Origin of the sequence: Paenibacillus sp. 203 (assembly GCF_037027525.1) — a bacterium.
GTDB lineage: Bacteria > Bacillota > Bacilli > Paenibacillales > Paenibacillaceae > Paenibacillus > Paenibacillus polymyxa_B.
The window spans coordinates 1-18486 of record NZ_JAXCHD010000018.1; the positions used below are offsets into that span (position 1 = coordinate 1).

15 protein-coding genes are annotated in these 18486 nt (G+C 44.6%); 6 read left to right on the plus strand and 9 right to left on the minus strand.

Translation table 11 applies throughout. From position 1 onward, the window contains the following. Positions 1-22: 22 nt before the first annotated feature. Positions 23-79: a hypothetical protein gene (locus WA407_RS26840; RefSeq protein WP_442952046.1), complete on the plus strand. Its 57-nt coding sequence runs from the start codon at positions 23-25 to the stop codon at positions 77-79. Positions 80-691: 612 nt separating this feature from the next. Here the strand turns inward: WA407_RS26840 and WA407_RS24880 are convergent. Then, the gene (locus WA407_RS24880; protein WP_336078657.1) at positions 692-1057 is read right to left on the minus strand and encodes a cupin domain-containing protein; all 366 of its coding nucleotides are present in this window, start codon (positions 1055-1057) and stop codon (positions 692-694) included. A 384-nt stretch (positions 1058-1441) separates the two neighbouring features. Continuing rightward, a complete protein-coding gene (locus WA407_RS24885) occupies positions 1442-1804 on the minus strand; it encodes a cupin domain-containing protein (protein ID WP_013308297.1) in 363 nt (120 codons plus the stop codon). 224 nt (positions 1805-2028) lie between these two features. Here WA407_RS24885 and WA407_RS24890 point away from each other — a divergent pair, with 224 nt between their 5' ends. Then, on the plus strand, positions 2029-2892 hold the full coding sequence (locus tag WA407_RS24890; protein ID WP_069290826.1) for a LysR family transcriptional regulator: 864 nt from the start codon (positions 2029-2031) through the stop codon (positions 2890-2892). A 51-nt stretch (positions 2893-2943) separates the two neighbouring features. On the opposite strand, the gene WA407_RS24895 is transcribed toward WA407_RS24890, so the two are convergent. Further along, the gene (locus WA407_RS24895; protein ID WP_336078629.1) at positions 2944-3882 is read right to left on the minus strand and encodes a YwqG family protein; all 939 of its coding nucleotides are present in this window, start codon (positions 3880-3882) and stop codon (positions 2944-2946) included. Positions 3883-4215: 333 nt separating this feature from the next. After that, on the minus strand, positions 4216-5109 hold the full coding sequence (locus WA407_RS24900) for an AraC family transcriptional regulator (protein WP_336078630.1): 894 nt from the start codon (positions 5107-5109) through the stop codon (positions 4216-4218). A 130-nt stretch (positions 5110-5239) separates the two neighbouring features. On the opposite strand from WA407_RS24900, the gene WA407_RS24905 reads away from it, so the two are divergent. Beyond that, positions 5240-7498 carry a beta-L-arabinofuranosidase domain-containing protein gene (locus tag WA407_RS24905; RefSeq protein WP_336078631.1) on the plus strand — a complete coding sequence of 753 codons (2259 nt, stop codon included), beginning with the start codon at positions 5240-5242 and terminating at the stop codon, positions 7496-7498. Between the two features lie 161 nt (positions 7499-7659). On the opposite strand, the gene WA407_RS24910 is transcribed toward WA407_RS24905, so the two are convergent. Then, the gene (locus WA407_RS24910) at positions 7660-8808 is read right to left on the minus strand and encodes an RDD family protein (protein WP_336078632.1); all 1149 of its coding nucleotides are present in this window, start codon (positions 8806-8808) and stop codon (positions 7660-7662) included. Beyond that, the gene (locus WA407_RS24915) at positions 8786-9658 is read right to left on the minus strand and encodes a LysR family transcriptional regulator (RefSeq protein WP_336078633.1); all 873 of its coding nucleotides are present in this window, start codon (positions 9656-9658) and stop codon (positions 8786-8788) included. The genes WA407_RS24910 and WA407_RS24915 overlap by 23 nt, the downstream gene beginning before the upstream one ends. 135 nt (positions 9659-9793) lie before the next feature. Here WA407_RS24915 and WA407_RS24920 point away from each other — a divergent pair, with 135 nt between their 5' ends. After that, positions 9794-10783: a zinc-binding dehydrogenase gene (locus WA407_RS24920; protein ID WP_336078634.1), complete on the plus strand. Its 990-nt coding sequence runs from the start codon at positions 9794-9796 to the stop codon at positions 10781-10783. A gap of 88 nt (positions 10784-10871) precedes the next feature. Here WA407_RS24920 and WA407_RS24925 read toward each other — a convergent pair whose 3' ends face one another. From WA407_RS24925 to WA407_RS24935, 3 genes are all read right to left on the minus strand, one after another. Continuing rightward, a complete protein-coding gene (locus WA407_RS24925; protein ID WP_103048395.1) occupies positions 10872-12263 on the minus strand; it encodes an MATE family efflux transporter in 1392 nt (463 codons plus the stop codon). A 276-nt stretch (positions 12264-12539) separates the two neighbouring features. After that, positions 12540-13910 (minus strand): MFS transporter, encoded by a 1371-nt coding sequence (locus WA407_RS24930; protein ID WP_336078635.1) that lies wholly within the window; start codon positions 13908-13910, stop codon positions 12540-12542. A gap of 27 nt (positions 13911-13937) precedes the next feature. Then, entirely contained in the window at positions 13938-15881 is a 1944-nt protein-coding gene (locus tag WA407_RS24935; RefSeq protein WP_336078636.1) for a glycoside hydrolase family 127 protein, read from the minus strand. A 193-nt stretch (positions 15882-16074) separates the two neighbouring features. On the opposite strand from WA407_RS24935, the gene WA407_RS24940 reads away from it, so the two are divergent. Both WA407_RS24940 and WA407_RS24945 read left to right on the plus strand, forming a co-directional pair. Next, entirely contained in the window at positions 16075-16950 is an 876-nt protein-coding gene (locus WA407_RS24940; RefSeq protein WP_061830230.1) for a helix-turn-helix transcriptional regulator, read from the plus strand. A gap of 110 nt (positions 16951-17060) precedes the next feature. Further along, positions 17061-18458 (plus strand): phytase, encoded by a 1398-nt coding sequence (locus WA407_RS24945; protein WP_336078637.1) that lies wholly within the window; start codon positions 17061-17063, stop codon positions 18456-18458. Positions 18459-18486: the final 28 nt, after the last annotated feature.

An 18486-nucleotide genomic window follows, 5' to 3' on the forward strand; every position in this document is an offset into this window, starting at 1 on the left:
CACCTACTATAACTCAATTCGGATTCAAACGAAACTAAATAACCAGTCGCCGGTAGATTACAGGCGACTGGCTGCTTAAACTTGAAAGGTGTTTTGATCCCTGTCTCACAAACGGGGGTCAGTCCCTGGAAAGCCGGAAGGGCTTTTGCATTTTATCATTTCAATCATACTGTCAGCAGAAAATAAAGTCCTAGATTGTCGTTGTTCTATTGAACTAACATCTCCCGATAGCGCAATTACAGCTAGTTTATTCATTTCACCAACTTTCCTCTGGTTTCGTTTAAACGCCCCTTTGCATTCGTGGTGTCGGAGGGTTCCACCCAAGCAAAACTATCAGAATCATAGTAATTTCGTCCAAGTCATCGACTCCGTGGTAATGTTTTTTAGGAAGTATGAGAACATGCCCTCATTTAATGGTGCGATATCCAGAATGCAAGTAACGTAATCGTTCTCATAAACAGTGTTCGTTTCAATTATTTTATTTGCAAGTCGACACCCTAAACACATACTATTTGGCATTTTTACTCCCCTACGTTTCATAATAACCACTCCTATATCGGTCATTAATTCTAACCCTCCTACCCGTTGGTTTAATGAAAAAGGAGCAGCTGCCAAATGGCATACTACTCCTTAATGTTTAGTTAACGTGTCCCGTTACTTTAACGATGTAATCGAACTGAAGCTAAATGCATTAGATCCAAATATCATTGACTGCTGTTAATTCTGACTCAGTCTCGCCAGTGTTTACTACGCCCCTGGGCTCTACCAACATGATATGACACTCCTGGTTAGCGAAAGTTTTGTGTTCGACACCCCTTGGTACAATAAACATCTCTCCTTGGGAAATCTTTACTTGGCCATCTCGGAAATCGATGAACATCTCCCCTTCGAGCACGATAAACACCTCGTCGGTATCTTGATGATCGTGCCATACAAAATCCCCATCTATCTTGACCAATTTAAATTGATAGGCATTCATTTCACCAATGACTTTCGGAGACCAATGTTCATTAAACTTAGATAATTTCTCATTCAGATTAATAGATTGGTAATTAATACTAATTCCTCCTTTTTATTGTTCAGTATACCATATTACCAACTTGGTTCGTTGTTAACTATCCTGCCCTTTAGTTGAATGCGGCGGATCTCTAAAGGAGGATCAGCCGCTAACATACTAAAAAAATCGACGATACAGTTCGACCTCTCCAATTCGTCAGCCTGTGCTGTAGAGAAACTCAAGTAAAGCTCTTTCTCTTAGTATCTGACAAGAGATCATCAGATGAATTACATCTTCCTCCATCAAGAACTTAGGAATTTCGCTTATCCGCTTCATAATGACGCCAAAGTTCGCTTAAAATCATAATAAAGCCTCCTACTTGGGCAATTAATTCTAGTTTTTCTTCTATTAGGAGGTTTAGACTATTTGTCAACTAGCGTTTCATCAAATTCGTTGAGGAATCGAAACGGTTCGTTCATTTACCACATTTCCCGTGTTTAGAGTAGTTTTTGGTTCGATTAATAGTAAATGTACCTCTTCTTCAGCAATTGGCTGATGTTCAACCCCTTTAGGTATAATAACAAACTCCCCTTCGTTAACAGCTATTTCACCGTCTCTCAAACGGATTAGTAGTCTCCCTTTCCATACGAAGAACATTTCGTCCTCGTGATCATGGTGATGCCAAATGAATTCACCCTTGATCTTTGCCATTTTTACGTATGAATCGTTCAACTCTCCACCTATTCTGGGATTCCAATAATCAATTATTTGCAAAAATTTATCTTGTACATTGACCTTCGAAATCATGAGATTCCCTCCTCATTATTGGTAACGTGTGCTGCATTTTGCCCCGGCTAGAATCTCCTTTTCCCCATTCTCCTCCTCATTATCAGATAACGAGGTACTCAATCACTTGGTTTTGGTGTAAATCCCTCTTATTCACTAAGTTTACATACTGCGATGCATCACGTAAAATTAAAAAATAGTGTATAGATAATCACATTTTGTGATGCAAAAAGGAGAGAGTTGTTTTGGACATTAGATCTTTGGAGGTGTTTAAGGCAGTAGCAATTGAACAAAGCATTACAAAAGCTGCTGAGAAATTGAATTATGTACAGTCCAATGTTACTGCACGAATACAACGTCTTGAGCAAGAGTTGGGCGTTCCTCTGTTATATCGATATCATAAGAAGGTATCCTTAACGCCTGCAGGACGTGAACTGTTGCCGCATGTAAACAAGTTGCTTTACGATTTCGAGGAAGCGATTGAGGCAGTTAAGCTTTCTTCTGCCCCGCGGGGAACTTTGCGCATTGGAGCTATGGAGTCAACTGCTTCTACACGATTGCCATTGATTTTTACACAATATCACAAGAAATTTCCACAAGTAGAATTAAGCTTATATATGGCACCTACTGTAGATCAGGTTAGTACCATTCTCAAATATAAGGTAGACGGCGCATTTGTGGATGGGCCAATTCTTCATCCGGAAATTGTTGAATACCCTGTCTTCGAAGAATCTCTAGTTTTGATTACAAGCTACTCTCCGGAACCATTCCAATTAGAATTGATTTTACATGAACCACTGCTTTCGTCATTCGCGCATTGCATCTATTTGGGACGTTGGCAGCGATGGCTAGAGGACAATGGCTATGCTCCTATGAAGGTGATGGAATATGGCACTCTAGAGGGTGTCCTTAAATGCGTTGAAAACGGGTTAGGAGTCACCGTCTTACCAATATCTATGGTTGAATCACGGATGCAGGGAAGACTTAACTGTCATCCATTACCGGAACCGTACAGAACAGTGCCCACTGTGTTTATAAGGCGTCGTGACTCATACATGACCAGTGCTCTCTCACGATTTATGGAGCTGGTGGGCATAACTAATCTGTGATTTGTTGCTATTTGCCAACTTAATGAAGCAACGTCCCTTTAAGAACTTTAGCTAGCTCGTAGCAAGATTGACATACGTTCGCGTGAAATCAAGGTTCTTCAAGTCCCTTTGATCTATAAAAAACTCCAAATACCCCGCGTCCCACCAGCACATGCCGACCTCGTCCAAAGAAGATACCGAGAGCAGAACATGCCAATTTTCCGAAGCCTGATCGTGCTTTTCCCGATTCGTCTGATATTCTTGCAGCTGAGGCAGCACTTCGGACCGTAAATGCTCCGCATAATCGGTATTTCCCCTATGCATAGCTTGCTCGATTTCCTTATGAATCTGGTTCTCACTCTTATGCCAGTTAAACAGAAGACCCTCCAGCCCGTTTCGGCGTAGATAAGCATCCCGCCGGGTATTCCCGGCAAAAGATTGATGCTGCCCCCACACCGTGTCGCTATGTTCATATAAAAGCTCATAAAGCTCTTCGTACTGATCTACAAGAATATCTCCTAGCTCACCCTCCGATGGTAGCGTCAGGATCGGATGAAAAGAAATTGCATACGCGGTGAAATCCCGTTGCTCCGCCAACACCTCTACGCGCCCAGCGGGCGGTAATGTTTTCTGCAAAACGCTGCTGTCACCGTTATAGTAAAAGATTTTATGGTCAATATCATAGGCGGGCTCGTCCAGCCCAAGAAAAAAGTAAAGTATGCCCTGATGAGGCAATCCCTCAAATGGTGAAAAAGGTAGCTCGCCCAAATTAATTTGAGCAATAAATGTATAATATTCCCCGTCTGAATTACAAGGCCACTCTATTGTGGGTGGCAGATCTGGATAGCCGGCGATCCGACTATTGCCAACCTGTTCATAATTTTCCTCATGCTCCACATGAAATTGTATAGCAGCTTGAGCTTCCTGATGAATCTCTTCTTTTAATTCTTCATCCAGTGAATACCCTTCCAGTATTCGAGTCAGTTCATCCTTTAATGGTGGTTGTAGCATCTCGCTCGCCCCTTTTTCATCAAGTAATAACATAGCCTGCAACCATTTAAACCCTTACCTCAGATTACCAAATTACAGCCTGACAAGCTATTTCTAAGAAATAGCTTAGGAATTACTATGACAGAAGCCATTAAGCAGCTCGGACTGAGCCAAGGAGATACAGTTCAGATTAAAGTAGATCACAAGAGCGGACAAATCATTATACAGACATCGAACAAAATAACTCTACCCTGTGCTACATTTTCACTTGCCACCAAGTGATTCCGTCAATTGACCAAATGCTGCACCAGTTGCTCCCTATGGACGGTACACCCAACTTTTAGCGGAAATGCACTAGACATTGTTCATAAATGTTTTGTGATAGGCATTCCGGTATTGAGAAGGAGTCATATGGGCTCTCTTTTTGAACAAACGCATAAAATACTTCTCATCGCTATATCCTGCCTCTTCGGCAACCTGTTTAATGCTCATATCTGTACGGGAAATCAACTCTTTGGCTTTGTTAATACGAATACTGTGTATGAACTCCAAGGGGCGCATGCCTGTATTTTGCTTGAACAAACGAGAGATATAATCCTTGTTGTAATTGAATTTTCGTGCTAAATCCGTCACGGTCAACGGTTCTTCAGCATGAATACGGGTCCACTCAATAATTTTGTTAAAACTCACACTCCCCTGTGAATGAGCAGGATTGGAAAGCAAGCGGCTAAGCGCCAGTTCTGATATCTCGATCAGCAGCGAGGTGAACAAATAATTGGCACTGTGATACGTAAGATAATGTGAGTTGGCTACATGTAAAATCTGATTGACGATAATATGAATCCGATCCCCGTTATCTGCCTGTACACTTTGCGGTAAATAGATATCACGTATCACACCGTGACGCTGCAAAAGCCCATCCAAAGCACTTGTTTCCTGCTTCATTTCCTCATTAGATAGTACATTCGGGGTCGTGGGAACATCGAAATGAAACCAATAAAATTTCACGCCCGGCAACGATTCCCGGTATCCTTTGTGCGTACGACCGGGGTAAAGCAATAGAATATCTCCCTCGCCTACTTCAAAATCTTCCCGTTCCTCCCGTATAAATACCGTCTCTTGGACACCCAGGATCAGCTCAAAATTATCAATGGAGCGACTCATATGCTTCCAAGGCACCTCGGAAACAAACTCGCCTGCCGAGATCAGTTGGATCGGAGCATCTACATTTACTTTTAGATAGGTCATGTTATCGCCTCTTTAGATTCATGTTCGGATTTGTCCACCCATTGTATGGTTAAGCTACTGACATACCGCGATTCCAATGCTAATGTAGTGGAGAAATATACACTTTCATCTTAGCTAAGGAGCGATGATTTTGAAAGCTAAAGCTTTTGACTTGCATAAAGTAGGAATTGATTCCGGCCCACTTTTACATGCGATGGAACTGAATATGGCCTACCTGCTGAGCTTGGAACCCGATCGTTTATTATCGCGCTTTCGTGAATATGCGGGATTGGAGCCCAAAGCGGCTCACTATGAAGGCTGGGAAGCGCGTGGCATCAGCGGACATACACTCGGTCACTACCTGTCCGGCTGTGCGCTGATGTTTGCCTCCACAGGCGACGAAAGACTGTTGGAACGCGTGAACTATGTAGTCGACGAACTGGAAATATGCCAAAACAGTCATGGAAACGGATACATTTCCGGCATTCCACGTGGGAAAGAGATTTTTGAGGAAGTAAAAGCTGGAGATATCCGCTCCCAGGGCTTTGATCTGAACGGTGGCTGGGTGCCGCTATATACCATGCACAAACTTTTTGCGGGCTTGCGTGATGCCCATCTGCTGGCGCATCATCCCAAGGCCCTCTCTATAGAAATCAAACTCGGCAACTGGCTAGAGGATGTACTTCAAGGACTGGACGATGATCAGGTGCAGCAGGTGCTGCATTGCGAATTTGGCGGTATGAATGAGGTTCTAACGGATCTGGCGGAACATTCGGGAGAAGAACGCTTTTTGAGTCTGGCGGAACGCTTTTATCACGGAGAGGTGCTCAATGATCTCGCGGATAGCCAAGATACCTTGGCAGGGCGACATGCCAATACGCAAATTCCCAAAATCATTGGCGCTGCACGGCAATTTGAAATGACGGGCAAACCGCAATATGCAGACCTGTCTCGCTTTTTCTGGGATCGGGTTGTTCACAAGCATTCCTACGTGATCGGCGGCAATAGCTATAATGAACATTTTGGTGAACCTGGCAAGCTGAATGACCGTTTGGGCGAAGGTACCTGTGAAACCTGCAACACCTACAATATGCTGAAATTAACAAGACATATGTTCGAGTGGGACGCCTATGCAGCCTATGCCGACTACTATGAACGAGCGATGTTCAATCATATCCTGGCTTCACAGCAGCCTGTAGATGGACGTGTGTGCTATTTTGTATCGCTGGAAATGGGCGGACACAAGTCCTTTAATTCTCAATATGAGGATTTTACATGCTGTGTCGGGTCCGGTATGGAAAGTCACTCCATGTACGGCACTGCGATTTATTTTCACACGCCAGAAACGATCTATGTCAATCAATATGTCCCTTCTACCGTGACATGGGACGAGATGGGCGTACAGCTCAAACAAGACACTCTCTTTCCGCAAAATGGACGGGGAACGCTACGCGTCATCAGCGAGGAGCCCAAATCCTTCGCGATCAAGCTAAGATGCCCGCATTGGGCGGAGCAAGGGATGATAATTAAAATCAACGGAGAAGAATACGTCACAAAGGTCTGTCCTACCAGCTACGTTGTAATGGAACGGGAATGGAATAATGGGGATACGATCAAGTACGACATTCCTATGACCGTGAGAGTCGAGGAAATGCCAGACAATCCGCGCCGAATTGCATTTATGTACGGCCCGCTTGTACTGGCTGGAGACCTTGGCCCTGTTGAACAGGAGTCCAATGAGGAACGTCTGCTTGCGTCTGTTCTGATCGGATCGGCCGATTCCCTGACAACGAAGCTGATTGCTGACGGGAACGAGCCTAATACGTTCCATATGACCGACTTAGGCTATATCGGAGACTTGAAGCTTCGTCCGTTTTATCAGATGTATGATCGTTCATATACCGTCTATTGGGATCTCTTTTCCCAGGAGGAATGGGCAGCAACCGAGGCAGAATATCGTACCGCGTTAGCGTATCAGCTAGAGCTGGAACGACTTACAGTGGACGTTGTGCAGCCTGCCGAAATGCAGCCTGAACGGGATCATGCCTTTACTGGCGAGCATGTAGGTCTGGGGTCCATCTATAACCGCAAATATCGCGATACCTGGCCAGGGGGCTGGTTCTCTTTTGTCATGAAGGTGCTTCCGGATGAGCCTGTCCAATTGGCGGTTACTTATTTGAAGGACTTGAGCCGTCCTCATAGTGACTTTGACATCACTGCGGATGGTCAGATTTTAGGGGAAGGCAAGCTGGAGTCTGAGGAAATGAATAAATTCGAAACATTCGCCTATGAGCTTCCTCTATCTTTGACGAACCACAAGAATGAAGTGACGATTCAATTCAAAGCCCATCCACAAGGTAAGGTGGCGAAAGTGGCCGGATTGCGGATAATCAGACATTCTATTGTATGATCAAATTATCTATATAAATCTACTATTCCGCCTACTCCGTTTTGATGTTCGTTTTTTTAAAGGAAGTTTATAAAACAACAAGCAGACGCTCCTATAAGCTGTCTGCTTGTTCCGCTTACCGCCTTATACCTTCGAATCATCGTTATTGCTTCATGTACACTTCACAGCATGTTCATTTCACGGAAACTGTCTCTAATCTTGCGTAGCTCTTGCTGTGCCCTGCTGTATCGCGAGGCGTAGGTCCAAGCAAGCACTTGATGATAATGCGAAGGTGTTTCAATCGTGGTCACGTTATACATGGCCAGATTCCCATCTATTTCTCCTTTTAGGGTAAACTCAATGGCAGGATATCCGTTCACCACCATATCTGAAGCGGTCCCCAATTCAGGGTCCGTAATTCCTGACACCAAATGATCCTCAATGATTCCTTTATATTCTTGAAGAGTCATACTGCTGTCAAAATCGCTTTTCGGTTCAGACAATACAATCAGATATCTTTCGGTAAATTCATTTTTAATGGAGATGTCCGCATCCTCATTAATCATATTATCTCGTGACCAATTCCAGGGAGCCGTAACCGCAAACTGGCTATCCTTACTGGTAAATACCTCAGGCTTCATGATTTGCGTAATGAGCGTAGAAATTAAAGATACAGCATAGACAATTGAAATGATCGTCGTCAGGATGATTGCTCCTGCAATAATCCCGGTTTTCTTTCTGCCCACCTTTCCCAAATCCCGTACCTTAACCACATATGTATTCGCAGCCATATCTCCAATCCGTTGTTTCCGAGGTGTCACCAGCACACATATACCAGCGGGCAGCCCGAAGAAAAGCAGCGGATTCGTATCCACCAAATGTATAAGGGTACGGATCAAGGATTTAACCATGCCTGGCGGCCTTCCTTCTCCATTTACGACCTGAATGCGAAGTACAAACTTACCCAGCGTATAGCCCGTAAGTCCTTCCAATAACAGATAATAGCAGAAGGAGCCAATCAGAAAGAGTATCACTACCATGCCCATATTTGGGGTTTCCGCTTCAGATACTTTTTTCGCTGTAAAATAAACCAGCCCTCCATACCCGAAGACGATAAGAATGAAGTCAATCATCCAGGCCGCCCATCTTCTGAAGAAGATAGAGGCTCCGTATGTTTCTGATAATGCCGCCATCTTATCCGGTTCTCGTCGATGGTAGTTGCCATTCGTCGCATATGGTCCCGGAGCTACTGTAGATGGATTGTTCGTTACATCTTGTTCTTCCAAATGATACACCCCTGATGTCAATTTAATCACAGTTAAGTATAACATCCTTTTTCATCCAGCGGAGCAAGCCTGACAGTGCACTGGAGTAAACCGAATCCCGCCGATAAACAAACCACACCTCTAATTTGCGATATTTTTCAGGTAAACGATGCGAAGCAATACTTCCCGCCTCCTCTGCCTTTGCAATCGACGATTGTGGCAGCATGGACACTCCCAGGCCAGAGGCTACACCACCCAAAATGACTTCCAATGTCCCAAACTCCATAACCTGATACGCAGCCACACCTGCTTCGCTCAGAAAGCTTTCCGCTCTTGTACGATGCGTGCACCCTACGTCGAAAAACAGCATAGGCTTGGCAAGCAGCTCGTCCATGTCCTTTTTCCCTGGTTCCGAGATGAGCACCAACTCCTCTTCAAAAGCTGCAACATGCTCTATATGCGGATCATCGACGGGGCCATAGACGAACGCTCCATCTAATTCGTAATTCAATACCTTTTGTACGAGATCATGTGTGCTGCCTGTCATAAGCGATAGATGGACATCAGGATACTGTGAATGATATTCCGTCAATAAAGAAGTCAGATGGGTAACCGCCGCCGTCTCAATCGAGCCCAGTCGCAAAGGTCCCGCAGGCTGGTCCGAATATTGAGTGGACTTTACAGCCTCGTCGAGCAAGGTCAGTATGGTATCCGCGTATTTCAGCAGGTTCTCTCCTGCCGGCGTTAACGTCATTCCCCGATTAGATCGACGAAATAGCGGTACGTTCAGTTGTGCCTCAAGCTGCTGAATCCGCGAGGTCACATTGGACTGTACATAATTCAAAACTTGCGCAGCCTTCGTGATACTGCCCTCGCGAGCGACAGCCTGAAAAATCTTCAAATCACTGCTTTCCATGTATACGTCACCTGCTTGGTATGATCATTTATGATACTCACATTCGATTTTGTTCATTTTACCGGACGCTTGCCGCTCTGTACAATTCAATGTACATGCAATTGCATCTAAACTCGAACTACGGGAGGTTTTAAAATGAAAGCTGTAATCCATGCCAGCAAAAGCGGCCCTGATGGCCTGACATATACAGACATTACGGACAGACAGCCGGGGCACAACGAAGTGAGGGTAAGAATTAAAGCTGCAGGCTTGAATCATCGGGATCTGTTCCTCATGGCGGATCGAACAGCCAACGATGCTCCACTCATTCTGGGGTCGGATGGAGCAGGCGTGATTGAGGCTGTGGGTGTTGGTGGCCCAACCTCGCTGGTAGGCACCGATGTAATTATCAATCCATGTATCGGATGGGAGAATACGCATCATGTTCCCTTGGTTCCAGCCATTCTGGGCGGACCTTCAGACGGGACATTCGCTGAATCGGTTATCATCCCCGTCCAAAATGCGGTCAGCAAGCCAGCATACCTTTCATGGGAAGAAGCAGGGGTACTGCCTTTGTCTGCTTTGACCGCTTATCGCGCGCTCTTCACAAGAGGCCAATTGCAGGAGGGTGAGCACGTCCTTATTCCCGGTATTGGCGGTGGTGTAGCCACGTATGCCATGCTTATGGCTTTAGCGGAAGGCGCACGGGTCACCGTCACGTCACGCAGCGAAGCAAAAAGGCAGGCTGCCCTCGCTCATGGCGCTAATCATGCATTCGACAGCCATAGCGAATGGAAAGAAAGTATGAGCGGGGACACCGTGGATCTGGTTCTTGATAGTATCGGTCCTGCTACGTTCGATAAATATTTGGATATCCTCAAGCCGAACGGTCGGATTGTTACATTTGGCGCAAGCTCAGGAGACCGAATAGAGATTCCGCTGCGGTCTATATTTTTCCCTCAAATCAGCATCATCGGCACCTCTATGGGCAGTGGCGAGGAATTCGCAGCTATGCTTCAGTTCATGGAGCGCCATGCACTCCATCCGATTATAGATAGCGTATTTCCTTTACAAGACACAGCACAAGCCTTCCACCGTATGCAGCAGGGAGCGCAGCTAGGCAATATAGGGATCAGGATAGAGTAAGGAGTCTGAACGAAGTATAGGAATAGAAAAAAATCCACTACCGTAAAATGCCTTCATCCAGAAGTCAATTTTATGGTAGCGGACCTATTCAGTCGATTAAACGATGCTGGACCCATTTGTTGCCGCGGAAGCGCCAAAGGAAAACGAGTCCCCGCACGCCCCATTCAATATCCATAGCCAACCAGACACCAACAATCCCCAGGTTGAACACAATGCCCAAAATGTACCCGAGCACCACTCGGCACAACCACATGGACAGCATTGAGGTGAGGGACGTAAATTTTGAATCACCTGCTGCCCTTAGCGCAGAGGGTGTAATAAAGGCAATGGACCAGAGCGGAATCTGGGCCAACGTATTAATCAGTATGACAACAAAAATGTCATCTACGATTTCGGCAGGTGGATGAAACAGCCCCACCATCGGCTCAAACAAAGGCATCAGGATTAATCCCATTACAATAAACGAACAAGACGACAGCCAGATAAACGATTTGGTAAACTTGCGAGCATCCTCGACATTTCGACGTCCCATACATTGACCGACTACGGTTACAATCGTAAGAGCCAAAGCATTCGCAGGGATTTGGAACACGTTAGCTAGGGATGAGCAAATGGCATTCGTCGCCAACGCATTGGTCCCCAGACTCACAATAAAAATTTGGGTTAAAATTTTCCCCCCATTAAAAAACATCTGCTCCGCTGCAAAGGGAAGCCCGATAAACAAAATCTTTTTAAGCATAGCCAGATTAAAATAAAGCATATCTCTAAGCTGAACACGCAAGTCATCATCTACCCTGACCAAATAGATCAATGCGCACACTGCCCCTGCATATCTGGACACATTGACGGCAATCGTCATGCCCAGCACACCCATATCTAATACATTAATGAATACCACATTGAGGAGCACGTACGAGAGGTTCATGATGAGCGAAAGAGCCAGCGATGCCCTCGTCTTCCCAATTCCCCTCAGCGCCCCACACACTGCCTCAACGATTGCAATCCCTACAAAAGACATGCAGCTTCCCAGCAGATATACCTTACCGTTAGCTAATACATCAGGCGAAGCGGAACCAAACAGAACACTTAAAATCGGATTGTACAACACGATCATAAACAAACTGATACATAAGGCCAACAAGGAAACGGAGGAAATGGTGCCGGATGCGGCTTTAGAGACCATGAGGTCGTTACCGCTCCCCTTATACTGTGCCACGACAACCGTTCCCCCGGTAGACACTGCAACAAACACATTAATCAGAAAAATATTCAAAGAATCGATCATATTTACAGCACTGACTGCCGCCATTCCTGACGAGCTAATCATTGCCGTGTTCACCAAATTAAGACCCACGATAAAAGCCTGATCAATCAGAAGCGGGATAAACAGCGCAATAATCTGTCGATAATCAATAGACTCTCCTGAAAAATGCTTATTCAGAAAGCCATGTGTTCTCATCCTTACACTCAGTTGACTCATATCATCACATTCTTTTTCTCAAATTGAAAAAAAACCCTTCAACAGAAGAGCCTTCATGGCGAAAAAATGTATAAAGTTGCAAGGCTAGATATGTCTAGTTCTTGATTCTGTACACTTTTCTCTACATAGAAGTATTACTCCAAAAGAAAATCCTGTCAATGGTCTTGCTCACATTTGAATATAAAATAACAGAAAAACCTGCTCAGCTCAGTGAACAGGTTTTGGAGCAGCATTATAATGTTTTAATATGTCATTAAAACCTTGTTAAGAGAATGTCTATGATCTTCTCGCAATTAAATCTTGTTGAATAGAAGCTTCATTCTTTTCGAACTTTTTATAAAAAAACATAGGAATGATTCCGATCAAGAAGACGATAAACGGCAGCCAGATAAAGCTAAACTGAATGCCAGACAACGCCGTAGGAGTTTGAACTTGCCCAGCGATATAACCGGTGCTGCCCATGATCCATGCTGGCAATAATCCGCCGATTCCGCTACCCGCTTTAATACAGAATGCGCTTCCAATCGAGGTCAGGAAACCACTTGCCCGAATACCATTTTTCCATTCCCCATAATCGACTGTATCTGACAACATCGCAAACGGCATAGAACATGCAAAGCCTGATCCTAACGCACCAATAATCCAGCCGATAATAATGAGGGTTAAGTCTGTACTGCCCATTAAAATCACGACTTGCCCCAGCGCAGCTAATATCAATCCGATAATCATAATTGCATTTTTACTTAATTTTCTGGCAAAAAACGGAATCAGAACCATCGAGATCAACTGCAAGGAGGTCAGTCCATTGATTAAAGGCACTAAGTCCTTACTGTCCAGATTGTATTGCAGATAAAAGATTAAAGTTGCTGAACGAATATTCAAACCAATCCAGTAACACAAGTTGGCAGCTACAACGAGCATCCAGGGCCAGTTTCGTTTGATGGCTGTAAAGCTTTTAGCAATGGGAACAGATTTCGTTTTCACTGCTGCATTTTCTCGCAAATCGGCAAACGCTATGAAAAACATAATAATCGCCATGATTCCAAATAAAACGAGCGTTAAGGAAAATCCTTTTTGATCATTCCCCTGTCCAAAGAAAGCGACCAAAGGTAATGTAAACGTCGTGGCAATGAAGAAACCTACGTTCCCCCCGACCATGCGGAAGGAGTTCAAGACTACGCGTTCATTAGAGTTGGTGCTCAGATTAGGCAAAATAGACGTAATCGGCGTACTGATCCCTGTGTACAGGATGCCGGCTATAATATACGTAATGGCGGCATATGCAATTTTGCCCGACTCACTCCAATTGGGTGTCGTAAACGTAAGGACCATGAACACAGCGAACGGGATCGCTAACCATAGAAAATAGGGTCTGCTCTGGCCGTATTTTGAATTGGTTCGGTCAATCAGGATGCCCCAAATCGGGGCATCAATGGCATCGATAAAACGGGTGATAAATAGTAATGTCCCGGCAATCCCGATAGAAAGTCCGAATACATCTGTATAAAAATATAATAGATAACTGGAAATAACACAATATAGTAGATTGCCTGCTGTATCCGTTAATGAATAGCTGATTTTACGATGAAAAGGAACGGTACTGGCTGCCTTTTCCGGTGGTTCCGTATTCACAATTCTCGTACTCATGATCTTTCCTCTCCCCATGCGAATGAATTATGATTCATAAACCCATACACGCATTTCCCCTTTAGCCCGATTGCACCAGGCGTAGTAAGGAATGGCGGTAATTTGTTGAGGAACAAATTCAGGAGGCTCCGAGCTATATAATGCATTCGAATTTTTTACCCGGTATCCCTCTATGGTCAGCTTTACAATGCCACCCAGCAGGTTTTCGCTGAACTCTTCCGTAATGAGGCTATCCTTTGTCAATCTTAATCCTGCCAAATTCGCTCCATTATCCACTTCTTCCAGGCAAAACACGACTGGTCCTCGTTGGAGAGCAATTTGCTGCTGGTTCATGGAGACCAGCGGATTGCTCCGAATGCGCTCAACCGGCATAGCCAAATGCAGAGTTACCACATCTCCGTCCTTCCAAGTGCGCTGAATCTCGATATAGCCTTTTTCCAGACGGTCTAATGATATGGTTTCCCCATTCACCTTTACCTCTGCCTGCTTGCACCACCCAGGAATCCGTAGTGCCCATTTGAAGGAAGTCGGCTCTGCTACGTGGATCGAAAAGGTTAGATCCGCATCCCATGGATAATGATGAGTTTGTGTAATTTCAACCTCATGACCAGATAAAGTCATGTTCACCTTGCTGGCAATGTACAGATGCGTATACAACGTATCATCCGTTTGGGTATACATATTGTCCTCAACCGATGCAATCATTCGTGCCAAATTGGGCGGACAGCAGGCACAGAAAAACCATTTTTGTCGTTCTGTTTTTACATGCTCTTGATCTTTTCTGGATTTTTGAAAAGGGTTAACCTCCAGCGGATTCACGTAGAAAAACCGTTTCCCATCCAAGTCCATCCCACTAATCGTTCCGTTGTATAGCGCACGCTCCAAAACATCGGCATATTTCCGGTTCGGCGCTAAGCGCAGCATACGATTGGCCCAAAAGGCCAGCCCTACAGAGGCGCAAGTCTCACAGTACATGCTGTCATTGGGAAGATCGTGATGGCAAGTAAATGCTTCTGCGTTTACAGTAGAACCGATCCCTGCGGTGATGTACATTTTATGATTCGTTACATCATCCCACAGCGTTTCACAGGCTTGTAACAGGGAAGCATCCCCTGTTTTCGCGGCCAAGTCCGCCATCGCAATATACAGATACACCGCTCTTACCGCATGGCCGACTGCCTCTTTTTGTTCCCGCACAGGTTGGTGTGCTTGCTGGTATTCGAAGCCTAAGCCAAAATTAATATTGTTATCATCATTCCAGGTGGGCTCTGTTTGAATATGTTTTCTCTGTTCTTGTTCCTCTGCAAAGTAAATAGGATGCTGTCCCCGCTGTTCAATAAAATATTGCGCTAATTTGAGATATTGATCCTTTGCAGTTACGTCGTATAATTTGATCAAGGCCAACTCAATTTCTTCATGTCCCGGATAGCCTTTCCGTTTACCTTCTTCCGTACCAAAAACCTGCTGAATCAGGTCTACGTATTTCTCCATAATGTGAAGAAACTTCGTTTTGCCCGTCGTTTCATAATAAGCAACAGCCGCTTCTATAAAATGTCCTGCACAATACAGCTCATGATTGTCTCTTAAATTGGTCCAGCGATTGTTGGGTTCCTTAAGCAGATAGTACGTATTTAGATACCCATCCTCAGCTTGAGCTCTTCCCAACAATTCAATCACTTCATCAGCCCGCTCTTCAAGCGCAGGATTCGGATGATCCCTTAAGCTAAAGGCAACCGTCTCCAGCCATTTGGCAAGGTCACTGTCCTGGAAAACGGTTCCATAATACTCCCCACTGGATTCCCCGGCTGCAATCCTAAAGTTTTCAATCGCATGACTGGGTTCTGTATCTGGTAATTCATCATTTAATGCTTTCCACTGATAAGGAATAACCTCTTCCGCCACAACCTGCTTATACTTTTTCCAAAATAAATCGTCAACGATGACATGCTTAACTGGCTTTGCCGTTTTCATTGGGTAAACATCCCTTCCTGGAAATAGAACGCTTTCATTTTTGAGAAAATAAGGATAAAGTAATGATAATATCGTACAAGCTAGCCTGAGCTCCCCTTGCTACAGTCCTTATTTTATCAACCTGAATTTATAAAAAAAATCGCGATCTTTAACTAAAACTTATACGATTTCACACACAAAGGAGCTGGCTTCCATGAGCAAAACAGACTTTCTATCCTTCCTTGTCCCTCCGCTGCCTTATTTCATTGAGGGGAATTTTACTACATATCAAAAAGGGGATTGGCATCCGAATAGGTATAATCTGGGTTATTTTGACGTAATAATCATTAAAGAAGGATTGCTGCACATTGGTGAAGAGGACGAAGTGTGGAAGGTAACTAAAAATTACGCTCTCATTCTTGAACCGGATAAACATCATTTTCCCATTGAGGCATGTACAGAACAAACCTCCTTTTACTGGTTCCATTTTCAAACCAATAGCATGTGGTGCGCACAATCCTCGCCCAATCCTATTATACCCAGCACCCCCATTCCCGAGCTGCACTTTCATTCAGAACATACGACCATTCATTTGCCCAAAATTCAAAAAGTGGTGAATCCACATGAGCTATTTTCGAAATTAGACTATTTACTAGCCTCTACTTTAAAACCTAGAAAACTGGCACTATGGGAGGCCCAACAGACGTTTGCGAGTGTTTTCCAGAGTTTGGAGTATGATCAGAATAATAAAGACAGCTCCTCTAAGTTGGCGGAACAAATCGAAATATACCTAAAACAGAATTACAAAAATACAATCACCAATAAAGATTTGGAGACCCATTTTCACGTACATCAGAACTATCTCGCCAGATGCATGAAGGTCGCTTTCCAGCGCACACCGCTTGAGTATTTAATGGATTATCGCCTAGATCAAGGACGCAGTCTTTTGCTGCAAACTGACTGGTCTGTCCAACAAATTACGGAGGAAACGGGATTCTCCCAAGCAAGCTATTTCTCCAAATGCTTTAAAGAAAAATTCGGAATGTCTCCCAAGAATTACAGACAACAATACTGGAAACCAGTCCATTGAATGCTTACACCTCCTTTACATTCTCTTTACATTTTCATTGTATCCTTTTGATATTCTCGCTTTATACTGAGTCGGTTATATCATTTTCACTTCGGAAAAGGGGCATACATATGAAGTCAACTAAACTAGCATTATTAGCCATGTTAACGGGGATTCTGGTATCACCAGAACTGACCCATGCGGCAGACATTCAGCCATCCGGGTATGCATCACTACGAACACAGGCAGATAAAATGGGGGCGACAATTACATGGGACAGTGATGACCAGTCTGTTTTGGTCAAGCTGAAAAATGGCATTGTCGGGACCTTTACAGTGGGTGAGAAACAATATCGTCTAGCTGGACTAAGCGGAAAAGCGGACCGGGAAATTAAGATGATGAATGGAAATGTATATCTTCCTACAAAACTTATTACAGCGCTTGAAGCAGAGAACAGCAAATATGCAGATCCTAAGGACGCAGTTCCCACCTATAAGGTGATCCCCTCTGCCGAAACAGAAGCTGTGGAGGATGGAGAAGACGCAGCCGACGACCCTGCAATCTGGCTCAACCCGGTCGATCCGGAGAAAAGTAGAATTTTAGCAACCAATAAAGGCGGCGGGATTTTAGTCTATGATCTGGAAGGTAAGCAACTGCAAAACATGAAGGTCGGAAAAATGAATAACGTGGATCTTCGTTACGGTTTCACATTGGGCGGCAAAAAAATTGATATCGCAGGGGCAACCAATCGAACCAACAACACGATCGATATCTTTTCCATTGACGGTGCATCAGGAAAGCTGACCAACGTGGTTGGCAAACCTATTAAAGCATCTATGAAAGAAGTGTACGGATTCAGCTTATACCATAGCCTCAAGACAGATAAATTTTACGCGCTCGTGTTGGGCAAAGAGGGTGAATTTGAGCAATATGAGCTGACTGACGACGGAAGCGGCAAAATTGCAGGTAAGCTTGTCCGCCAGTTCAAGCTGAATACGCAATCCGAAGGCATGGTTGCTGATGATGAATATGGTACGATCTACATCGCTGAAGAGGATTACGCTATTTGGAAGTATAGTGCGGAGCCAGACGTTTCAACCGAGCCGCTGCGACGTGTGGATATTGCAGATGGGCGCAGACTTCACGATGACATAGAGGGACTTACATTGTATTACGGTAAAGATGGCAAAGGGTACCTCATGGCCTCCAGCCAAGGAAACAGCAGCTATGCGATCTATGAACGACAAGGAGACAATGCATATATAAGCAACTTCACGATTAGCGCGAGCCCTACCGTTGATGGTACATCTGTCACAGACGGTATTGATGTTCTTGGCTACGGATTAGGCAAAAATTTCCCGCATGGTATCTTCGTTGCACAAGATGACGAAAATCTTCAAAATGGCAAAAAGTTGAATCAGAACTTTAAAATGGTGCCCTGGGAGCGAATCGCTACGGGAGCCCCTACCCCGCTAACGATAGACGATGGCATCAACCCGCGTGAATTGGTAAACAGAAGCACGCAGTAATGCCCTTCGGGGAAATCAACTCAACATT

What these genes read in the sequence shown, in the direction of transcription:
- WA407_RS24885 (WP_013308297.1), bottom strand. Translation starts at nt 1,804, where the DNA reads ATGATTTCGAAGGTCAATGTACAAGATAAATTTTTGCAAATAATTGAT.
- WA407_RS24895 (WP_336078629.1), bottom strand. Translation starts at nt 3,882, where the DNA reads ATGCTACAACCACCATTAAAGGATGAACTGACTCGAATACTGGAAGGG.
- WA407_RS24900 (WP_336078630.1), bottom strand. Translation starts at nt 5,109, where the DNA reads ATGACCTATCTAAAAGTAAATGTAGATGCTCCGATCCAACTGATCTCG.
- WA407_RS24910 (WP_336078632.1), bottom strand. Translation starts at nt 8,808, where the DNA reads ATGTTATACTTAACTGTGATTAAATTGACATCAGGGGTGTATCATTTG.
- WA407_RS24915 (WP_336078633.1), bottom strand. Translation starts at nt 9,658, where the DNA reads ATGGAAAGCAGTGATTTGAAGATTTTTCAGGCTGTCGCTCGCGAGGGC.
- WA407_RS24920 (WP_336078634.1), top strand. Translation starts at nt 9,794, where the DNA reads ATGAAAGCTGTAATCCATGCCAGCAAAAGCGGCCCTGATGGCCTGACA.
- WA407_RS24925 (WP_103048395.1), bottom strand. Translation starts at nt 12,263, where the DNA reads ATGAGTCAACTGAGTGTAAGGATGAGAACACATGGCTTTCTGAATAAG.
- WA407_RS24930 (WP_336078635.1), bottom strand. Translation starts at nt 13,910, where the DNA reads ATGAGTACGAGAATTGTGAATACGGAACCACCGGAAAAGGCAGCCAGT.
- WA407_RS24935 (WP_336078636.1), bottom strand. Translation starts at nt 15,881, where the DNA reads ATGAAAACGGCAAAGCCAGTTAAGCATGTCATCGTTGACGATTTATTT.
- WA407_RS24940 (WP_061830230.1), top strand. Translation starts at nt 16,075, where the DNA reads ATGAGCAAAACAGACTTTCTATCCTTCCTTGTCCCTCCGCTGCCTTAT.
- WA407_RS24945 (WP_336078637.1), top strand. Translation starts at nt 17,061, where the DNA reads ATGAAGTCAACTAAACTAGCATTATTAGCCATGTTAACGGGGATTCTG.